This window comes from Streptomyces sp. NRRL F-6492 (assembly GCF_001280125.1).
In the GTDB taxonomy this organism is placed as follows: Bacteria; Actinomycetota; Actinomycetes; order Streptomycetales; family Streptomycetaceae; genus Streptomyces.
In genome coordinates, this window is sequence record NZ_LGEG01000236.1 from 18,481 (window position 1) to 37,431 (window position 18,951).

Genomic DNA, 18,951 nt, shown 5'->3' on the forward strand with positions numbered 1-18,951 from the left:
AATGGGCCGCATGAGTCTGTTCCGTGACGACGGCGTCGTGCTGCGCACCCAGAAGCTGGGTGAGGCGGACCGCATCATCACGATCCTCACGCGCGGTCACGGGCGCGTACGCGCCGTGGCGCGGGGCGTGCGGCGCACGAAGTCGAAGTTCGGGGCCCGGCTCGAACCCTTCTCCCACGTGGACGTGCAGTTCTTCGCCCGGGGGAGCGAGCTGATCGGGCGCGGCCTGCCGCTCTGCACGCAGAGCGAGACCATCGCCGCGTACGGCGGCGGGATCGTCACCGACTACGCCCGCTACACCGCCGGCACGGCCATGCTGGAGACGGCCGAGCGGTTCACCGACCACGAGGGCGAGCCGGCCGTCCAGCAGTACCTGCTGCTCGTCGGGGGCCTGCGGACCCTCGCCCGGGGCGAGCACGCCCCCCATCTGATCCTGGACGCCTTCCTGCTGCGCTCCCTCGCCGTGAACGGCTACGCGCCCAGCTTCGGGGACTGTGCCAAATGCGGACTCCCGGGGCCGAACCGGTTCTTCTCGGTCGCGGCGGGCGGAGTCATATGCGGCGACTGCCGGGTGCCCGGAAGCGTCGTACCCTCTGCGGAGGCCATCGGCCTGCTCAGCGCGCTCCTCACCGGCGACTGGGCGACGGCGGACGCGTGCGAGCCGCGTCACGTCAGGGAGGGCGGCGGACTCGTCTCCGCCTACCTGCACTGGCACCTGGAGCGTGGCCTGCGCTCCCTGCGATACGTAGAGAAGACCTAGGTAGGAGACCCATCGCCATGGCCATCGCACGACGCGGAATCCTCGGGCGGCAGCGCCGGGAGTACAAGCTTCCCGAGCCGCACCCGTCCGGTGCCCGTCCGCCGAAGCTGCCGCCCGAGCTGGTGCCGAACCACGTGGCCTGCGTGATGGACGGGAACGGCCGCTGGGCCAAGGAGCGCGGCCTGCCGCGCACCGAGGGGCACAAGGTCGGCGAGGGCGTCGTCCTCGACGTGCTCAAGGGCTGCCTGGAGATGGGCGTCAAGAACCTCTCGCTCTACGCCTTCTCCACCGAGAACTGGAAGCGCTCGCCCGACGAGGTCCGCTTCCTCATGAACTTCAACCGGGACGTCATCCGCCGCCGCCGCGACGAGATGGACGAGCTGGGCATCCGCATCCGCTGGGTCGGCCGCATGCCCAAGATGTGGAAGTCGGTCGTCCAGGAGCTCCAGGTCGCCCAGGAGCAGACCGTCGGCAACGACGCCATGACCCTGTACTTCTGCGTCAACTACGGCGGCCGCGCCGAGATCGCGGACGCGGCGCAGGCCATCGCCCGGGACGTGGCGGCCGGGAAGCTGGACCCGTCGAAGGTCAACGAGAAGACCTTCCAGAAGTACCTGTACTACCCGGACATGCCGGACGTCGACCTCTTCCTGCGCCCGAGCGGCGAGCAGCGCACCTCGAACTACCTCATCTGGCAGAGCAGCTACGCCGAGATGATCTTCCAGGACGTGCTGTGGCCGGACTTCGACCGCCGCGACCTGTGGCGCGCCTGCGTCGAGTACGCCTCCCGCGACCGCCGCTTCGGCGGCGTCGACCCGGCCGACCTCGCCACCCTCGACAAGGGCTGAGACGCGGCGACGGGGGCTGCGGGCCCGCCGTCCTCGTCGCCGCCCTGTCCTTGCTGCCGCCCGCCCCGGAGCCCGGCGCCGCGGTCCCGCCGGTCGCCCTCGGGGCGGTCGCCGTCACGTGCGCCGAGCCGGTCCCGCGGGCGCTCCTGGACCGCCACGCCGCACGGGCGTGACGCGGAGGAGGGCCCGCACCGGAACCGTCCGGTGCGGGCCCTCCCGCGTGCCATCTGTGTCAGGTCACTTCCCGGCGCACTCCGCGCACGTGCCGAAGATCTCCACCGTGTGCGCCACGTTCACGAAGCCGTGCTCCGCGGCGACCGCCTCGGCCCACTGCTCCACCATCGGGCCCTCCACCTCCACGGCCTTGCCGCAGACGCGGCACACCAGGTGGTGGTGGTGGTCGCCGGTCGAGCAGCGGCGGTAGACCGTCTCGCCCTCGCTGGTGCGCAGCGCGTCGACCTCGCCCGCGTCCGCGAGGGACTGGAGCGTGCGGTAGACGGTGGTGAGGCCGACCGAGTCGCCGCGGTGCTTGAGCATGTCGTGCAGCTCCTGGGCGCTGCGGAACTCGTCCACCTCGTTCAGTGCCGCCGACACGGCGGCCCGCTGCTTGGTCGAGCGGCCGCGTACGGGGGGTCCTGCCGTCACCACGGGGGCCTCCTTGGATGCTTGTCTGCCCCCGCCATTCTGCCAGCCCCCCGCGCCCCCGGGTCCTGCCGCGGCTCAGACCTTCGCGTCGTCGCCCGGCCGCCTCCCGGCCGGGACCCTCACGTCACAGGCCGCCGGGTCCGTCGCGTCCGCCTCGGCCGCCCGGGCCCGCCGCCTCGCGAGCGGCGTGGCGAGCACCGTGAGCAGGACGAAGACCCCGATCGCGTACAGCACGATCGTCGCGCCGGGCGGGGCCTCCACGTAGTACGTGGTGATCGTGCCCGACAGGGACACGACGACCCCGATGAGGACCGCGCCCGCGAACGTGGCGCGGAAGGAGCGGGACAGCTGCTGGGCCGCCGCGACCGGGACCACCATGAGCGCGCTGACCAGGAGCAGGCCCACCACCCGCATGGCGACGGTGACGGTCACCGCGGCCGTGACGGCGATCAGCAGGTTCAGGGCGCGCACCGGCAGGCCGGTGACCCGGGCGAACTCCTCGTCCTGGCTGACGGCGAAGAGCCGGCGGCGCAGCCCGACCGTGACCAGGACCACGAAGGCGGCCAGGACCGAGATCGCGGTGATGTCCTCGGGCGAGACCGTGGTCAGCGAGCCGAAGAGGTACGAGGTGAGGTTGGCGTTGGAGCCGGTCGGCGAGAGGTTGATCAGCAGGACGCCGCCCGCCATGCCGCCGTAGAAGAGCAGCGCGAGCGCCAGGTCGCCGCGGGTCTTGCCGTACGCCCGGATCAGCTCCATCGCGACCGAGCCGGCGACGGCGACGAGGGTCGCCATCCAGACCGGGCTGGAGTTCAGCAGGAAGCCCAGGCCGACACCGGTCATGGCGACGTGGCCGATGCCGTCGCCCATCAGCGCCTGGCGGCGCTGGACGAGGTAGACACCGACGGCGGGGGCGGTGATCCCGACCAGGAGGGCGGCGATCAGCGCCCGCTGCATGAAGGCGGGTTCGAGGAATTCCATGTCAGGTCAGCAGTCCCGTGCGGAGCGGCTCACCGGCCGCGTGCGGATGTACGTGGTCGTGGCCGGGCAGGGCGTGCTGTCCGACGGCCTCCGGCGGCGGGCCGTCGTGGACGACGCAGCCGTCGCGCAGGACCACGGCCCGGTCGATCAGCGGCTCCAGGGGGCCCAGCTCGTGCAGGACGAGGAGGACGGTGGCGCCGCCCGCGACCTGCTCGCGCAGGGTCGCGGCCAGGATCTCCTGGCTGGCCAGGTCCACGCCCGCCATCGGCTCGTCCATGATCAGCAGCTCGGGCTCGGAGGCGAGCGCGCGGGCGATCAGGACCCGCTGGTGCTGGCCGCCGGAGAGGGCGTCCACGGAGTCCCCGGCGCGGCCGGCGAGGCCGACGAGGCCGATGGCCCGCTCGACGGCGGCCCGGTCGTCCTTGGAGAGCCGGCCGAACCTGCGGCGGGAGAGGCGGCCCGAGGTGACGACCTCGCGGATGGTGGCGGGGACGCCGCTCGCGGCGGTGGTGCGCTGCGGCACGTAGCCGACGCGGGCCCAGTCGCGGAACCGCTTCCGCTCGGTGCCGAACAGCTCGATCGTGCCGCCGGTCAGCGGCACCTGGCCGATGACGGAGCGGACGGCGGTGGACTTGCCGGAGCCGTTGGCGCCGAGCAGCGCGACGACCTCACCGCGGTGGACGGTGAGGTCGACGCCCCGGAGGACGGGCCGGGAGCCGAGGGCCGCCGTGGCCCCGCGGACGGAGACGACGGCTTCGAGGGATCCGGTGGCTTCGGCGGCGTGTTCCTGTGCCATGGGCCGTACCTCCTGCTGTGCTGTGGTCACTTGGCGCCGAGGGCCTTCTTCAGCGCGGTGAGGTTGGAACGCATGACCTCGATGTAGTCGCTGCCCCGGGACTTGTCCGTGATGCCCTCCAGCGGGTCGAGCACGTCGGTCCTCAGACCCGTGTCGCCCGCGAGGGTCTTCGCGGTCCTGTCGCTCGCCAGGGTCTCGAAGAAGACCGTGGAGACCTTGTCCTTGGCCGCGATCTCCTGGAGCTCCTTGACGCGGGCGGGGCTCGGCTCGGACTCGGGGTCGACGCCGGCGATGCCCTCCTGCTCCAGGTGGTAGCGCTCGGCGAGGTAGCCGAAGGCGGAGTGGGTGGTGATGAAGGTGCGGGTCGCGGTGTTCTTCAGGCCCGTCTCGAACGCGGTGTCCAGGTCGCCGAGCTTCTTCACCAGGGCGTCGGTGTTCTTCTCGTAGTCGGCCGCGTGGTCCGGGTCGGCCTTCCGGAAGGCGCTGCCGACGCCCTTGGCGACCTCGGCGTACTTCACGGGGTCGAGCCAGACGTGGGGGTCGGTGCCGGCCTCGGAGCCGTGGTCGTGGCCCTCTTCCGCGGCGTGCTCGTCGGCGTGGCCCTCTTCGGCGTGGTCGTGGCCGTGGTCGTGACCGGCCCCGGTGCCGTGCGCCTCCAGCTTCGTGAGCGTGGCGGCGTCGACCGTGTTCTTCACACCGGCCTGGGCGATGGCCTCGTCGACGGCGGGCTGGATGCCCTTGAGGTAGAGGATGACGTCGGCCTCGCCGAGCGCGCCGATCTGCTTCGGCTTGAGCTCCAGGTCGTGGGGCTCGACGCCGGGCCCGGTGAGCGTCTCGACGGCGACGTGGCCGCCGCCTATCTGCTCGGCCAGGTACTGCATCGGATAGAACGACGCCACCACGTCCAGCTTGCCGCTCGTCCCCCCATTGGCGGCGTCGGAGGTCCCGGCGCAGGCGGAGAGGGAGACGAGGCCGAGCGCGACGGCTCCGGCGAGGGCGGTGGTGGGTATGAGGCGACGTACGTTCATGACACTCATTTTCAACAAAATTGGAAACGGTTGTCAATTGCCTTCCGTGTGGTCCGACCCACGCGACCTCCCGGCGCCCCGCGTCCCCTCCGTATCCGGAACCGATTTGATGCGGGGGGTACGGGCGCCGGTAACCTGTGGCATTCGCCCACCCGTCTCCCGACCACCACCCCCCCACCGAGGCGCTCCGCGCCGCAGTTCACATCCTTCCCGTCTCCCGACCACCACCCCCCACCGAGGCGCTCCGCGCCGCAGTTCACATCCTTTCCGCCGTCGTAATGAAGAGAGCACCGTGGCCGCCGACAAGATCGACACCATCGTCAGCCTGAGCAAGCGCCGTGGCTTCGTCTACCCCTGCAGCGAGATCTACGGCGGCCAGAAGGCCGCCTGGGACTACGGGCCGCTGGGTGTCGAGCTGAAGGAGAACATCAAGCGCCAGTGGTGGCGTTACATGGTCACCGCGCGCGAGGACGTCGTCGGCATCGACTCGTCGGTCATCCTGGCCACCGAGGTCTGGGAGGCCTCCGGTCACGTCGCCACCTTCACCGACCCGCTGACCGAGTGCACCTCCTGCCACAAGCGCTACCGCGCCGACCACCTGGAGGAGGCGTACGAGGAGAAGCACGGCCGCCTCCCCGAGAACGGCCTCGCCGACCTCAACTGCCCCAACTGCGGCAACAAGGGCACCTTCACCGAGCCCAAGAACTTCTCCGGCCTGCTCTCCACCCACCTCGGCCCGACCCAGGACTCCGGCTCCGTCGCCTACCTGCGCCCCGAGACCGCGCAGGGCATCTTCACCAACTTCGCCCAGGTGAAGACCACCGCGCGCAAGAAGCCCCCGTTCGGCATCGCGCAGATGGGCAAGTCCTTCCGGAACGAGATCACTCCGGGCAACTTCATCTTCCGCACCCGCGAGTTCGAGCAGATGGAGATGGAGTTCTTCGTCAAGCCGGGCGAGGACGAGGAGTGGCAGGAGTACTGGATGCAGCAGCGCTGGAACTGGTACACCGGCCTCGGCCTGCGCGAGGAGAACATGCGCTGGTTCGAGCACCCGCAGGAGAAGCTCTCCCACTACTCCAAGCGCACCGCCGACATCGAGTACCGCTTCTCCTTCGGCGGCAGCGAGTGGGGCGAGCTGGAGGGCGTCGCCAACCGCACGGACTACGACCTGAGCGCCCACTCCAAGGCCTCCGGCGCCAACCTGACCCACCTGGACCAGGAGACCAACGAGACGTACACGCCGTACGTCATCGAGCCCGCCGCCGGTGTCGGCCGCGCCATGCTCGCCTTCCTCCTCGACGCGTACAACGAGGACGAGGCCCCCAACGCCAAGGGCGTCATGGAGAAGCGCGTCGTGCTGCGCCTCGACCACCGCCTGGCCCCGGTCAAGGTCGCGGTCCTGCCGCTCTCCCGCAACGCGCAGCTCTCCCCGAAGGCCAAGGGCCTCGCGGCCGACCTGCGGCAGAACTGGAACATCGAGTTCGACGACGCCGGCGCCATCGGCCGCCGCTACCGCCGCCAGGACGAGATCGGCACCCCGTTCTGCGTGACCGTCGACTTCGACACCCTCGAGGACAACGCGGTGACCGTGCGCGAGCGCGACACCATGAAGCAGGAGCGCGTCTCCCTCGACCAGATCCAGGGCTACCTGGGCAGCCGCCTCCTCGGCTGCTGAGCCCCGGCACCCCCTGTAGTACGGCAGTACGGCGGTACGGCGAAGCCCCCGGTTCCGGACGACGGAACCGGGGGCTTTCCCGTGGTCCGGAGTCCCGTCAGGCGCGCAGACCGCGCAGCAGCAGCTCCACCACGGCCTCGAACTCGGTCTCGATCGTGGGGCGCCGCCACTCCGGCGCGTAGGCCGGGTCGTGGAAGCGGGAGGTCGCGTCGAAGAGGGCGCGGGCCGTCGCGTCCGGGTCGGGGGCGGTGAACTCCGCCTCCCTGGCCCCCTCCGCCACGATCGACCGCACCTGGTCGATCAGGACGCCGATGTGCTGCTCGACCACCCCGCTGCTCTCGTCGATCAGCACGTTGTACGTGGCGAACAGCTCGGGGTCGTCGCCCGCCTTGTGCCGCTTGGCCTCGAAGAGGTGGGAGAACCAGGCGTGGAGCTTCTCCGGCGCCGGGCGGTCCGGGGCCGCGGTCAGCTCGGCGAGGGCGGTCTCGGTGCGCGAGAGCCACCGCTCGGTCACCGCCTCGCGCAGCGCCGCCTTGGTGCGGAAGTGGCGGTAGACGCTGCCGTGGCTGACGCCGAGGACCCGGGCCACGTCCACGACGGTCGCCTTCGCCGGGCCGTAGCGCCGCAGCACCTCCTCGGTGGCTTCGAGGATGCGCTCTGCGGTCAGGGTCTCGGTGGCGGCCATGGAAGGACAGTACCTTTCGGCCGGAACCCGCCGGCGCTCACGACCGCTCGCTGTCCAGGTGCGCCATCTGCGCCGCCGGATACCGCTCACCGGCCGCCGCGCCCGCCGGGACGGCCTCCTCGATCGCGGCCAGGTCGGCGGCGTCGAGCGTCACGTCCAGGGCGCCGAGCGCCTCCGCGAGCCGGTCCCGGCGCCGGGCGCCGACCAGCGGCACGATGTCCGCGCCCCGCCGCTCGGCCTGGGCCAGGACCCAGGCGACGGCGGTCTGCGCGACCGTCACGCCCTTCGCCTCCGCGAGCGTCCGCAGCCGGTCCACCAGGTCCAGGTTCCGCCGGAGGTTCTCGCCCTGGAAGCGCGGGCTCATGCCCCGGAAGTCGCCCGGCGCCAGCTCCCGGTCCCGGGTGAAATGGCCGCTGATCAGACCGCGCGACAGGACTCCGTAGGCCGTGATGCCCACGCCCAGCTCGCGGGCGGTGGGCAGGATCTTCTCCTCGATGGACCGGGAGATCAGCGAGTACTCGATCTGGAGGTCCGAGATCGGGGTCACGGCCGCCGCCCGGCGCAGGGTGTCCGCGCCGACCTCGGAGAGCCCGACGTGCCGCACGTGTCCCGCCTCGACCAGTTCGGCGATGGCGCCGACGGTCTCCTCGATCGGCACGTCCGGGTCGACGCGGGCGATCCGGTAGATGTCGATGTGGTCGGCGCCCAGGCGCTGGAGCGAGTACGCCGCGAAGTTCCTCACGGCGGCCGGCCGGCCGTCGTATCCGGTGAAGCCGCCCTCGACCGTGCGGAGCGCGCCGAACTTCACGCTGGTGAGGGCCTGCTCGCGGGCGGCGGCGGGCGCGGTCCGCAGCGCCTCGGCGATCAGCAGTTCGTTGTGCCCCATCCCGTAGAAGTCGCCGGTGTCGAGGAGGGTCACCCCGGCGTCCAGGGCGGCGTGGATCGTCGCGATCGACTCGGCGCGGTCGCTCTCGCCGTACAGCGCGGACATGCCCATGCAGCCGAGGCCCAGGGCGGAGACCCGGGGGCCGGTGGCGCCGAGCGGGCGGGTGGGGACGGGGCCGGGGGTGGCGGGGGTGCTCTGTGTCGTGGTCATGGTTCAACCATGGCATGGGCGATGACAGATTTCAATATCTGTCATTCATTCGGGTGGTGCGGGGAAAACCGAGTGCCGCCGGGGGGCGGCCGGGGTAGCGTCCCCGGCATGTCCTCCTTCTTCCAGATCTACGAGTGAGCGCTCAGCGCCGGGGCCGACCGGGCCCGACCACCGACCACCTCACCTCTGACGGGAGAACACCATGGCGAGGAGCCGCAACAACCTTCTCGGCGTCGGCGGGCAGCGCAAGAAGCTGTCCCGCGCCGACCGGAACGGCGCCGGTCAGGGCCGTGCCGCCGACCGGCGCACGGCCGACGACCAGAAGCAGGAACTGCTGAGGAAGATGCGCGAACGCGCCCTGGGGGCCGAAGGCGCCGAGGGCGCCGAGAGCGCCGGGACCCCGGACGCCGCCCCCGAGGGCACCGGCCGGGAGTAGGCGCCGCACGGCGGAGGGGTCGGGGCACACGAGCGCCCCGACCCCTCCGCCGCACCTCCCCGCCCCTCCCGGCCCCTCCGCCGTACCCCCGCGTCCGGGCCGTCGGGGCCGCCCGGATGTGACCTCGGGCATGTTCGGATAGTGCGGCTAACTAACGACCCCCGCCGTGCGCGACAATGGGCGAATGACCGCGTTCACCCCCCTCGCCATCGGGCCGCACATCGTGCAGCCCCCGGTGGTGCTCGCCCCGATGGCCGGCATCACCAACGCTCCCTTCCGCACCCTCTGCCGCGAGTACTCCGGCGGCAAGGGGCTGTTCGTGAGCGAGATGATCACGACGCGCGCCCTGGTCGAGCGCAATGACAAGACGATGCAGCTCATCCGGTTCGACGAGACGGAGAAGCCGCGCTCGATCCAGCTGTACGGGGTGGACCCGGTGACGGTCGGCAAGGCCGTGCGGATGATCGTCGACGAGGACCTGGCCGACCACATCGACCTGAACTTCGGCTGCCCGGTCCCCAAGGTGACCCGGAAGGGCGGCGGCTCGGCCCTGCCCTACAAGCGGCCGCTGCTGCGGGCGATCCTGCACGAGGCCGTGACCAACGCGGGCGACCTGCCGGTCACGATGAAGATGCGCAAGGGCATCGACGACGACCACATCACCTTCCTGGACGCGGGCCGCATCGCGGTCGAGGAGGGCGTCACGGCGATCGCCCTGCACGGGCGGACGGCGGCCCAGCACTACGGCGGCACGGCCGACTGGGACGCCATCGCGCGCCTCAAGGAGCACGTGCCGGAGATCCCGGTCCTCGGCAACGGCGACATCTGGTCGGCCGACGACGCGCTGCGGATGATGCGCGAGACCGGCTGCGACGGCGTGGTCGTCGGACGCGGCTGCCTGGGCCGTCCGTGGCTCTTCGGGGACCTCGTGGCGGGCTTCGAGGGCACCGGCGCGTACGCGCGGCCTCCCCTGCGGGAGGTCGCGGACGCGATGGTCCGCCACGCCCGGCTGCTCGGCGAGTGGCTCGGCGACGAGGCACGCGGTGTCATCGACTTCCGCAAGCATGTGGCCTGGTACCTGAAGGGCTTCGCGGTCGGTTCGGAGATGCGCAAGAAGCTGGCGATCACCTCCTCCCTGGACGAGCTGAGCGCTCAGTTGAGCGAGCTCGACCTGGACCAGCCGTGGCCCGTCGGCGCGGACGGCCCCCGGGGCCGTACGTCCGGAAACAACCGAGTCGTCCTGCCGGACGGCTGGTTGAAGGACCCCTACGACTGCTCCGGCGTGAGCGAGGACGCGGAGCTGGACACGTCCGGCGGCTGAGATCCGGCCTTTCCCGGGGAGTGATCCTCGCCACCCTTGAGGGGGTAGGTGCTCACATGAGCAGGTTACGGACGGCTGCACCGCCTGAAGGGTGGCACCCGGTGCCACCCTTTTTGTGTTCAGAAGTTGAACGCAAGTGCCGAGATGCGTGCTCACATGAGCGGACTGACTCCGTTTTGGGTCATGGAAACTTCGGAACCTGAAAACGGCGGCAACCTCTTGGTTACTTTCGAAGCGCTGGCGGACGGGTGGTTAAGACCAGCTGACCGCTAGGCGTACCTCCCTAGAAGCCTTCGATCTGGGTATGTTCCTCGCCGTCAGGGCAGCCAACCGAGTCGTCGAGGAGTCGTGGCCCGTGTCGGAAAACAATGATCAGAAGTTCGTCTACGACTTCACCGAGGGCAACAGGGACCTGAAGGACCTGCTCGGTGGCAAGGGCGCGAACCTGGCCGAGATGACCAACCTCGGTCTGCCGGTCCCGCCCGGCTTCACGATCACCACCGAGGCGTGCAAGGTCTACCTCGAGAGCGGCTCCGAGCCGGCCGCGCTCCGCGACGAGGTCAGCGCGCACCTCGACGCCCTGGAGCGGAAGATGGGCAAGGAGCTCGGCCAGGCCGACGACCCGCTGCTCGTCTCCGTCCGCTCCGGCGCGAAGTTCTCCATGCCGGGCATGATGGACACCGTGCTGAACATCGGCCTCTCCGACGAGTCCGTCGTGGGCCTCGCGCGCCAGGCCGACAACGAGCGCTTCGCGTGGGACTCGTACCGCCGGCTCATCCAGATGTTCGGCAAGACCGTCCTGGACGTCGACGGCGAGCTCTTCGAGGACGCGCTCGACGAGGTCAAGGCCGCCAAGAAGGTCGCCAGCGACACCGACCTCGACGCCGCCGACCTCAAGAAGGTCGTCGAGCGGTTCAAGGAGATCGTGAAGACCGCGACCGGCCGCGACTTCCCGCAGGACCCGCGCGAGCAGATGGACCTCGCCATCGAGGCCGTCTTCAACTCCTGGAACACGGACCGCGCCAAGCTCTACCGCCGCCAGGAGCGCATCCCGGGCGACCTCGGCACCGCCGTCAACGTCTGTTCGATGGTCTTCGGCAACCTCGGCCCGGACTCCGGCACCGGCGTCGCCTTCACCCGCGACCCCGCCTCCGGCCACCAGGGCGTCTACGGCGACTACCTCCAGAACGCGCAGGGCGAGGACGTCGTCGCCGGCATCCGCAACACGGTGCCGCTGGCCGACCTGGAGTCGATCGACAAGACGTCGTACGACCGGCTCATGCACATCATGGAGACCCTGGAGACCCACTACAAGGATCTCTGCGACATCGAGTTCACCATCGAGCGCGGCCAGCTCTGGATGCTCCAGACCCGCGTCGGCAAGCGCACCGCCGGTGCCGCCTTCCGCATCGCCACCCAGCTCGTGGACCAGGGCCTGATCGACGAGGCCGAGGCGCTCCAGCGCGTCAACGGCGCCCAGCTCGCCCAGCTGATGTTCCCCAAGTTCGACGACGACGCCAAGGTCGAGCAGATCGGGCGCGGCATCGCCGCCTCCCCGGGCGCCGCCGTCGGCAAGGCCGTCTTCGACTCGTACACGGCCGTCAAGTGGTCCCGCTCCGGCGAGAAGGTCATCCTGATCCGCCGCGAGACCAACCCCGACGACCTGGACGGCATGATCGCCGCCGAGGGCATCCTCACCTCCCGCGGCGGCAAGACCTCGCACGCCGCCGTCGTCGCCCGCGGCATGGGCAAGACCTGTGTCTGCGGCGCCGAGGAGCTGGAGGTCGACACCAAGCGCCGCCGGATGACCACCTCCGCCGGCCAGGTGGTCGAGGAGGGCGACGTCGTCTCCATCGACGGCTCCACCGGCAAGGTCTACCTCGGCGAGGTGCCCGTCGTACCGTCCCCGGTCGTCGAGTACTTCGAGGGCCGGATGCACGCGGGCGCCGACGACGCCGACGAGCTGGTCCAGGCCGTCCACCGGATCATGGCCTACGCCGACCGCGTCCGCCGCCTGCGGGTCCGCGCCAACGCCGACAACGCCGAGGACGCCTCGCGCGCCCGCCGCTTCGGCGCCCAGGGCATCGGCCTGTGCCGCACCGAGCACATGTTCCTCGGCGAGCGCCGCCAGTACGTCGAGCGCCTGATCCTCGCGGACACCGACGCCGAGCGCGAGGACGCCCTCAAGGCCCTCCTGCCGCTCCAGAAGCAGGACTTCGTGGAGCTCTTCGAGGCCATGGACGGGCTGCCCGTCACGGTCCGGCTGCTCGACCCGCCGCTGCACGAGTTCCTGCCCGACATCACCGAGCTGTCGGTCCGCGTCGCCCTCGCCGAGTCCCGCAAGGAGCCGCACGAGAACGACCTGCGCCTGCTCCAGGCCGTGCACCGGCTGCACGAGCAGAACCCGATGCTGGGCCTGCGCGGCGTCCGCCTCGGCCTGGTCATCCCCGGCCTGTTCACCATGCAGGTCCGGGCCATCGCGGAGGCCGCCGCCCAGCGGATCGACGCCAAGGGCGACCCGCGCGCCGAGATCATGATCCCGCTCGTCGGCACCGTCCAGGAGCTGGAGATCGTCCGCGAGGAGGCCGAGCAGGTCATCGAGGAGGTCCGGGCGCAGACCGGCGTCGACCTGAGGCTCGCGCTCGGCACCATGATCGAGCTGCCGCGCGCCGCCGTGACCGCCGGTCAGATCGCCGAGGCCGCCGAGTTCTTCTCCTTCGGCACCAACGACCTGACGCAGACGGTGTGGGGCTTCTCCCGCGACGACGTGGAGGCCAGCTTCTTCACGGCGTACCTGGAGAAGGGCATCTTCGGCGTCAGCCCCTTCGAGACCATCGACAAGGACGGCGTGGGCGCCCTGGTCCGCAGCGCCGTCGAGGCCGGCCGCGCCACCCGCCCCGACATCAAGCTCGGCGTCTGCGGCGAGCACGGCGGCGACCCGGAGTCGGTGCACTTCTTCCACGAGGTGGGCCTCGACTACGTCTCCTGCTCGCCCTTCCGGATCCCGGTGGCGCGTCTGGAGGCGGGCCGCGCGGCGGCCGAGTCGAAGGGCAGCGACAGCCGCTGAGGCGGTACGGCCCGCTCCTGAACCCCGGTTCAGGAGCCGGCCCGGATCCCTGTTGAACCCCCGTTCAGCAGCGGATCCACCGAACCACCGGGGCCGCCGCCGGTCCTCTTCTCCACCCTCACCGGCGGGCGGCGGCTCCGGATTCACAAGGACGGGACGGACACCTTTGTGCGGAGGTGTCCGTCCCGTCGTGTTTCTCCCCGGGGTGCGGCCGCTCATTTCGCCGGGCCGTCGATCAGATGTGGATTCGTGTTCAATTACGGCCGACTGAATTATTGGCCATTGAACTTTTCTGTTTCCGTGCCGCAAAGAGCGGGGCGGGCGCGGCCCCCGGATCCCCACCCGGAGGCCACGCCCTTTACCGATGCCGGGCAGGTGAGCCGCAACCCTCGCCGACCGCCGCCGGACGGGCAAAGCCCCCCACGGTCTTCACCACGTCACCTCGGTCCAGAAGGTTTCCTGCCCGACCCGTACAGCTTTTCGGTTCCGCCCCGTTCGCCGCGATGCTTTTCAACTGTGGCTGAAACACCCTGGTAACGTGCAGTGATGCTGTGCATACTCGACGTCGGGGGTGGTTGCGAGTGCACAGGTGGGGACCTCATGCTGCGGATTCATTTCACCGGAAACGACTTGGCGGGGGTGCGGACGGCGGCCCGGCCGGATGTTCTGTGGGAAACGATTCTGAGCTTTCACCGGTTAAGGGACCGACGCGGCCCGGTCGTCTACGGAGAATGGCGCGCGGAGGCGCGGGTGCGACTCGGCGGTGAGACCCGCCTCCTCGCCGCCCTCGTCCCCAGCAGGGGCTATTTCCCCGACTTCCTGACGCCCGCCGAGGGGGTCAACGGCCTCGACGAGGGCCTCCAGGCGATCCGCGCGACCGACCCCGGCCGACTGCGCGGAGAGCTCTCGCTGCTCGCCGCCGACCGCTCCGGCGGACGGACCGTGCCCCACTCGCTGCGCGCCCTCGCCGACGGCGGAGCGGAGCCCTTCGACCGGCTCGTGGGGGCGCTGCGCGGCTACCACCGGGCCGTCGTCGAGCCGTACTGGCCGCACATCCGGGCCCGCGTCGAGGCCGACCGGGCCCGCCGCGGCCGGGCCCTCCTGGACGGCGGCGCCGAGGAACTCCTCGCCTCGCTGCCGCCGATGCTGCGCTGGCGCGCGCCCGTCCTGGAGGCGGACTACCCGGTGGACCGGGACGTCCACCTCGACGGGCGCGGGCTGCTGCTCCAGCCCTCGTACTTCTGCCGGGGGACCCCCGTCGTGCTGCGCGACCCCGCGCTGCCGCCGGTCCTCGTCTACCCCGTCACCCACGGCGAGGCGCCGACCGTCCGCGCGCCGGGCGGCTCCTCGCTCGCCAAGCTCGTCGGCCAGACCCGCTCCACGGTGCTGCACGCCATCGGGGACGGCGGCACGACCAGCGAGCTCGCGCGCCGCGCCGGGGTGTCGCTCGCCTCGGCCAGCCAGCACGCGGGCGTCCTGCGCGAGGCCGGGCTCATCGCGACCCTGCGCCACGGCAACGCGGTCCTGCACACCCTGACGCCGCTGGGCGCCGCCCTCCTCGGCGGCGCCCAGCAGAAGAAGGTGGACCTGCGCTGCTACGCGCGGAACGGGCCGGTCACCTCGTAGGTGATGCCGCCCGAGGAGCTGCCGCTGGTGCCCCGCTGGCTGGAGAAGTACAGCCGCCTGCCGTCGGGGGAGAAGGCCGGTCCGGTGATCTCCGAGCCGGACTGGCCGTTGATCCGCAGGAAGGGGGCGACGACGTCGTCCGGGGTGATGACGCAGATCTCCATGTTGCCGCCGTCCTCGGCGACGTACAGGTCCCCGGAGGAGGTGCCGGTGACGTTGTCGACGCCGGTGAGCGGGGCGCCGCCGGAGACCAGCGAGTCGTCGTAGGCCAGCTCGTACGTGCCGGCGGCGAGGTTCACCTGCCAGACCCGGTTGTCGCCCTTGGTGGTGAACCAGACGGTGTCGTTCGCGTAGTAGCAGCCCTCGCCGCCGTTGAAGCGCTTGGCGCCGGAGACCTGGTTGCGCGTGACGGTCGGGGAGCCGTCCGGGTCCGGCACGTTCTGCCAGGTGAAGGTGCCGGAGGCGGCCGTGGACGCCTTGAAGACCTGGAGGGTGCCGGAGGAGAGGTTGCCCCAGGTGGTGGGCAGGAAGCGGTAGAAGCAGCCGTCCGTCTCGTCCTCGGTCAGGTAGATCGCCCTGCGGACCGGGTCGGCCGCGGCCGCCTCGTGCTTGAACCGGCCCATCGCGTCCCGGCGGTAGGCCGTGCCGCCCCACGGGTTCGACTCGTAGACGTAGCCCAGGGACACCTCCTCGCAGGACAGCCAGGTGTTCCACGGGGTGGCGCCGCCCGCGCAGTTCTGCCGGGTGCCGGAGAGGATGCGGTACGCGCCGGTGATCGTGCCCGCCGCGTTGAACCTCACCGCGCTCGCGCCGCCGCTCGGATTGACCTCCGAGTTCGAGACGTAGATCCAGCCGGTGCCGTCGACGAAGCAGGCCCCGCCGTCGGGGGCGCTGTGCCAGGTGTACGAGGTGCCGGTGACCGTCTGGCCGGACCGGGCGATCACCCGGCTGGTGAACCCGGCCGGCAGCTGGATGCCGTTCGCGTCGGCCGTGCCGAGCGCCCCGTAGGGGCCGGCGCCGGGCTGGGCCGGGGCGGCGAAGGCCGCACCGTGCCACAGGCTGCCGCCGAAGGCGGCGGCCGAGGTGCCGATGACCGCTCCGCGCAGGAAACCGCGTCGCTCCACGTCTTACTCCCGAGAAGGATGGTGAACCGCCCCGTCGCACCGGTCGGCGACGGGGTCGCGCGTCTCCGGAACCTAGAAGCGGGGAGTTGACGGGGCGTCAACGAGCGGTGACCGGGAGGCGACGGGCGGGCGGGGGTATGGGGGTGGGAGCGGGGGGCCGGTGCCTTCCGGGTCGGGCCCCTGGGCCGTGGTCCCGTGCGGGTTCGGTGCCTCCTGGGCCGGGCCTCTGGGCCGTGGACCCGCGCGAGTCCGACGCCTCCCGGGTCGGGCCCCCGGGCCGTGGTCCCGTGCCTCCCGCGCCTCCCCGGGACCTTCGGCACTGGGGGAGCCGCCCGGACGGGAGGAGACTGGGCGCATGCGTGCCACCCGGGACCTCAGTGACCGCGCCGACCTCGACGCGCTGCTGCGCCGCTTCTACGGCGGGGCCTTCGCCGACCCGCTCGTCGGGCCCTTCTTCACCGAGGTCGCCGGCACCGACCTGGAGGCCCACCTGCCGGGGATCACCGACTTCTGGGAGCGGGCCCTGTTCCGTACCGCCTCCTACGGGCGGGACGCCTTCGCCCCGCACGCCGCCCTCCACTCCGCCCGGCCGCTCACCGCCGCCCACTTCGGGCGCTGGGTCCAGCTCTGGCGCGCCTCCGTCGACGGCCTCCACCGGGGGCCGCGGGCCGAGCGGGCCAAGGCGCAGGGCGAGCGGATCGCCCTGGCCATGCTGCGGCGGCTCGCGGGGCCCGAGGCGTCCACCGGGGGAGGGAGCGGCGGGTTCGTCCCCCTCGCCGCCCTCCGGCTGCGCACCGCGGCCTGACCCCGGCGGACAGGCCGGACCCGGCGGACCGGGTGGGCCCGGCGGAAGAATTCTCTCCCGGGAGCGATGAGTTCCGGGCGGCGCCCCCGTCCTACCTCTCGAAAGCGCCGGAACGCACCGAGCGGGCCGGCCGACGGAGGAAGAGAGAACGCCATGGCCCCGCAGATGATCTTCGTGAACCTGCCCGTGAAGGACCTCGACGCCAGCAAGGCCTTCTTCGAGAAGCTCGGCTACTCCTTCAACCCGCAGTTCAGCGACGACACCGCCGCCTGTCTCGTCATCAGCGACACGATCTTCGCGATGCTGCTCACCGAGAAGAAGTTCGGGGAGTTCACCGCCCCGGGCAAGGAGATCTCCGACGCCACGAAGGCCACCGAGGTCCTGATCACGCTGAGCGCCGAGAGCCGCGAGAAGGCGGACGCGCTGGCAGACGCGGCCCTCGCCGCCGGCGGGACGCCGGCGAAGGAGCCGATGGACATGGGCTTCATGTACGGGCGCTCCTTCACCGACCTGGACGGCCACCACTGGGAGGTCTTCTGGATGGACCCGGCCGCCGCCCAGGGCTGATCCGGCGGACGCGGGCCCGGGCGGAGGGCTCAGGCGGCCACCCCGCCGTCGATCACCAGGTCGGTGCCGACGGCGGAGCCGGCCGCGTCCGAGGCGAGGTAGAGGACCGCCGCCGCGACCTCCGCGGCGGACGAGATCCGGCCGAGCGGCGACTCGCCCTTCATCCGGACCTCCCGCTCGGCCTCGGTCTCGCCGGGCCGCAGCGACATCGTGGACTCCGAGGCCCCCGGGCTGACCGCGTTGATCCGGATCCCGTCGCCGACGTGGTCCAGAGCCGCGGCCCGGGTGAGCGCCGACACCGCCGCCTTGGAGACCTGGTAGCCGAAGAGGCCGGGGAACCGGACGTGCGCGCCCAGGTTGGACGAGACGTTCACGATCGCCCCGCCGCCGTGCGCCCGCATGTGCGCCACTTCGGCCTGGAGGGCGTGCAGGACCCCCGTGACGTTGACGTCCAGGAGGGTCTGCCAGTCCTCCAGGGGGAGGTCGGCGGCGCTGTGGCCGCCGCCCCGGAACACCCCCGCGTTGTTCACGGCGACGTCCAGGCCGCCGAAGCGTTCGACCGTGCGCCGGACCAGCTCCCGGGTGGAGGCGGCGTCGGTCACGTCGGCGGTGACCGCCTCGGCCGTGCCCCCGGCGGCCCCGATCAGGGCCACCGTCTCCTCCAGGGTCTCCGCCGTGCGTCCGGCGGCGACGACCTTCGCGCCCTCGGCGGCGAAGGCGAGCGCGACGGCCCGGCCGAGACCGGAACCGGCCCCGGTGACGAGGACGACGCGGTCGGTGAAGCGTGCGGCGGTCATGGAGTGTCTCCCTTTATTTTTGACCGTACGTTCCAATATGAGGGCCGAGGAAAGGGCACCCGCGAGGGTGCCCGTCCCGGATCGTTCAGTCCAGCAGGGTCAGCGCCTGTTCCGCCGCGTCCCGCACCCTGGCCGGGTCGCTCGACGCCTTGCCGACCACCCGGAGGCCCTGGAGCAGGACCAGGAGCATCCGGGCCAGCGCCCGCGGATCGCGGCCGGCCGGGAGCTCGCCCCCGGCGCGGGCCCGGACGAGCGCCGCGTGCAGCAGCGTCTCCAGCTGCTCCCAGTTCAGCTCGACCCGGCGGGCCACCGCCGGGTCGTGCGGCCCCAGCTCCGCCGCCGAGTTGGTGACGAAACAGCCGTTCAGGCGCTCCCCTTCGGTCGCCGCCTCGGCGGCGAAGCGGCGGACGAGCGCCCGGACGGCCGGCAGGGCGGGGCCCGGCGCGGACAGCTCCTCGACGAGCCGGGGGTCCTGGGTCTCGGCGTACCGGTCCAGCGCCTTCAGGTACAGCTCGTGCTTGTTCCCGAAGGTCGCGTAGATGCTGGCGCGGCCCACCCCGAGGCGCTCCACGAGGTCCGCCATCGTCGTCGCCTCGTAGCCGCGCGCCCAGAACAGTTCGAGGGCTGCCCGGAGCGCGGCGTCCGGATCGAATTCCTTGGTCCTGGCCACGACAGGACCCTAGATTCACCTGGAACG

General features: G+C 71.6%; 18 protein-coding genes. 9 read left to right on the forward strand and 9 right to left on the reverse strand.

All coding sequences use genetic code 11. The features are described 5' to 3' along the window. The first annotated feature begins 10 nt into the window (after nt 1-10). Nucleotides 11-760: a DNA repair protein RecO gene (gene recO, locus ADL08_RS24430; protein WP_053646482.1), complete on the forward strand. Its 750-nt coding sequence runs from the start codon at nt 11-13 to the stop codon at nt 758-760. Between the two features lie 23 nt (nt 761-783). Continuing rightward, a complete protein-coding gene (locus ADL08_RS24435) occupies nt 784-1,608 on the forward strand; it encodes an isoprenyl transferase (protein ID WP_053646536.1) in 825 nt (274 codons plus the stop codon). Nucleotides 1,609-1,845: 237 nt separating this feature from the next. Here the strand turns inward: ADL08_RS24435 and ADL08_RS24440 are convergent, their stop codons facing one another. The 4 genes from ADL08_RS24440 to ADL08_RS24455 form a co-directional block, all read right to left on the reverse strand. Next, nucleotides 1,846-2,256 carry a Fur family transcriptional regulator gene (locus ADL08_RS24440; RefSeq protein WP_053646484.1) on the reverse strand — a complete coding sequence of 137 codons (411 nt, stop codon included), beginning with the start codon at nt 2,254-2,256 and terminating at the stop codon, nt 1,846-1,848. 72 nt (nt 2,257-2,328) lie between these two features. Continuing rightward, nucleotides 2,329-3,231, reverse strand: coding sequence for a metal ABC transporter permease (locus ADL08_RS24445; protein ID WP_053646486.1), 903 nt, complete (start codon nt 3,229-3,231; stop codon nt 2,329-2,331). 1 nt (nt 3,232) lies between these two features. Then, nucleotides 3,233-4,027, reverse strand: coding sequence for a metal ABC transporter ATP-binding protein (locus ADL08_RS24450; protein ID WP_053646488.1), 795 nt, complete (start codon nt 4,025-4,027; stop codon nt 3,233-3,235). Nucleotides 4,028-4,053: 26 nt separating this feature from the next. After that, a complete protein-coding gene (locus ADL08_RS24455) occupies nt 4,054-5,055 on the reverse strand; it encodes a zinc ABC transporter substrate-binding protein (protein ID WP_053646490.1) in 1,002 nt (333 codons plus the stop codon). A 292-nt stretch (nt 5,056-5,347) separates the two neighbouring features. Here ADL08_RS24455 and ADL08_RS24460 point away from each other — a divergent pair, with 292 nt between their 5' ends. Further along, a complete protein-coding gene (locus tag ADL08_RS24460; RefSeq protein WP_053646491.1) occupies nt 5,348-6,730 on the forward strand; it encodes a glycine--tRNA ligase in 1,383 nt (460 codons plus the stop codon). A gap of 97 nt (nt 6,731-6,827) precedes the next feature. On the opposite strand, the gene ADL08_RS24465 is transcribed toward ADL08_RS24460, so the two are convergent. After that, entirely contained in the window at nt 6,828-7,415 is a 588-nt protein-coding gene (locus tag ADL08_RS24465; protein WP_053646493.1) for a TetR family transcriptional regulator, read from the reverse strand. A 37-nt stretch (nt 7,416-7,452) separates the two neighbouring features. Further along, nucleotides 7,453-8,511: an aldo/keto reductase gene (locus tag ADL08_RS24470; RefSeq protein WP_053646495.1), complete on the reverse strand. Its 1,059-nt coding sequence runs from the start codon at nt 8,509-8,511 to the stop codon at nt 7,453-7,455. A 202-nt stretch (nt 8,512-8,713) separates the two neighbouring features. Here ADL08_RS24470 and ADL08_RS24475 point away from each other — a divergent pair, with 202 nt between their 5' ends. The 4 genes from ADL08_RS24475 (at nt 8,714) to ADL08_RS24490 (ending at nt 14,961) form a co-directional block, all read left to right on the forward strand. Beyond that, the gene (locus ADL08_RS24475; protein ID WP_053646498.1) at nt 8,714-8,947 is read left to right on the forward strand and encodes a DUF6243 family protein; all 234 of its coding nucleotides are present in this window, start codon (nt 8,714-8,716) and stop codon (nt 8,945-8,947) included. A gap of 184 nt (nt 8,948-9,131) precedes the next feature. Next, nucleotides 9,132-10,268 (forward strand): tRNA dihydrouridine synthase DusB, encoded by a 1,137-nt coding sequence (dusB, locus tag ADL08_RS24480; protein ID WP_053646500.1) that lies wholly within the window; start codon nt 9,132-9,134, stop codon nt 10,266-10,268. A 355-nt stretch (nt 10,269-10,623) separates the two neighbouring features. Then, entirely contained in the window at nt 10,624-13,335 is a 2,712-nt protein-coding gene (gene ppdK, locus ADL08_RS24485) for a pyruvate, phosphate dikinase (protein WP_053646503.1), read from the forward strand. A gap of 600 nt (nt 13,336-13,935) precedes the next feature. Then, nucleotides 13,936-14,961, forward strand: a complete 1,026-nt coding sequence (locus ADL08_RS24490; RefSeq protein WP_107092011.1) for an ArsR/SmtB family transcription factor — start codon at nt 13,936-13,938, stop codon at nt 14,959-14,961. On the opposite strand, the gene ADL08_RS24495 is transcribed toward ADL08_RS24490, so the two are convergent. Continuing rightward, on the reverse strand, nt 14,931-16,085 hold the full coding sequence (locus tag ADL08_RS24495) for an alkaline phosphatase PhoX (RefSeq protein ID WP_053646505.1): 1,155 nt from the start codon (nt 16,083-16,085) through the stop codon (nt 14,931-14,933). The two genes, ADL08_RS24490 and ADL08_RS24495, sit on opposite strands and share 31 nt — an antisense overlap. A 355-nt stretch (nt 16,086-16,440) precedes the next feature. Here ADL08_RS24495 and ADL08_RS24500 point away from each other — a divergent pair, with 355 nt between their 5' ends. After that, complete coding sequence (locus ADL08_RS24500) at nt 16,441-16,890, forward strand: group III truncated hemoglobin (protein WP_053646507.1); 450 nt, start codon at nt 16,441-16,443, stop codon at nt 16,888-16,890. 153 nt (nt 16,891-17,043) lie between these two features. Next, nucleotides 17,044-17,457: a VOC family protein gene (locus ADL08_RS24505; protein ID WP_053646509.1), complete on the forward strand. Its 414-nt coding sequence runs from the start codon at nt 17,044-17,046 to the stop codon at nt 17,455-17,457. A gap of 29 nt (nt 17,458-17,486) precedes the next feature. Here the strand turns inward: ADL08_RS24505 and ADL08_RS24510 are convergent, their stop codons facing one another. Both ADL08_RS24510 and ADL08_RS24515 read right to left on the reverse strand, forming a co-directional pair. Further along, a complete protein-coding gene (locus ADL08_RS24510) occupies nt 17,487-18,254 on the reverse strand; it encodes an SDR family NAD(P)-dependent oxidoreductase (RefSeq protein ID WP_053646512.1) in 768 nt (255 codons plus the stop codon). Between the two features lie 85 nt (nt 18,255-18,339). Next, entirely contained in the window at nt 18,340-18,924 is a 585-nt protein-coding gene (locus tag ADL08_RS24515; RefSeq protein WP_053646514.1) for a TetR/AcrR family transcriptional regulator, read from the reverse strand. Between the last annotated feature and the right edge of the window lie 27 nt (nt 18,925-18,951).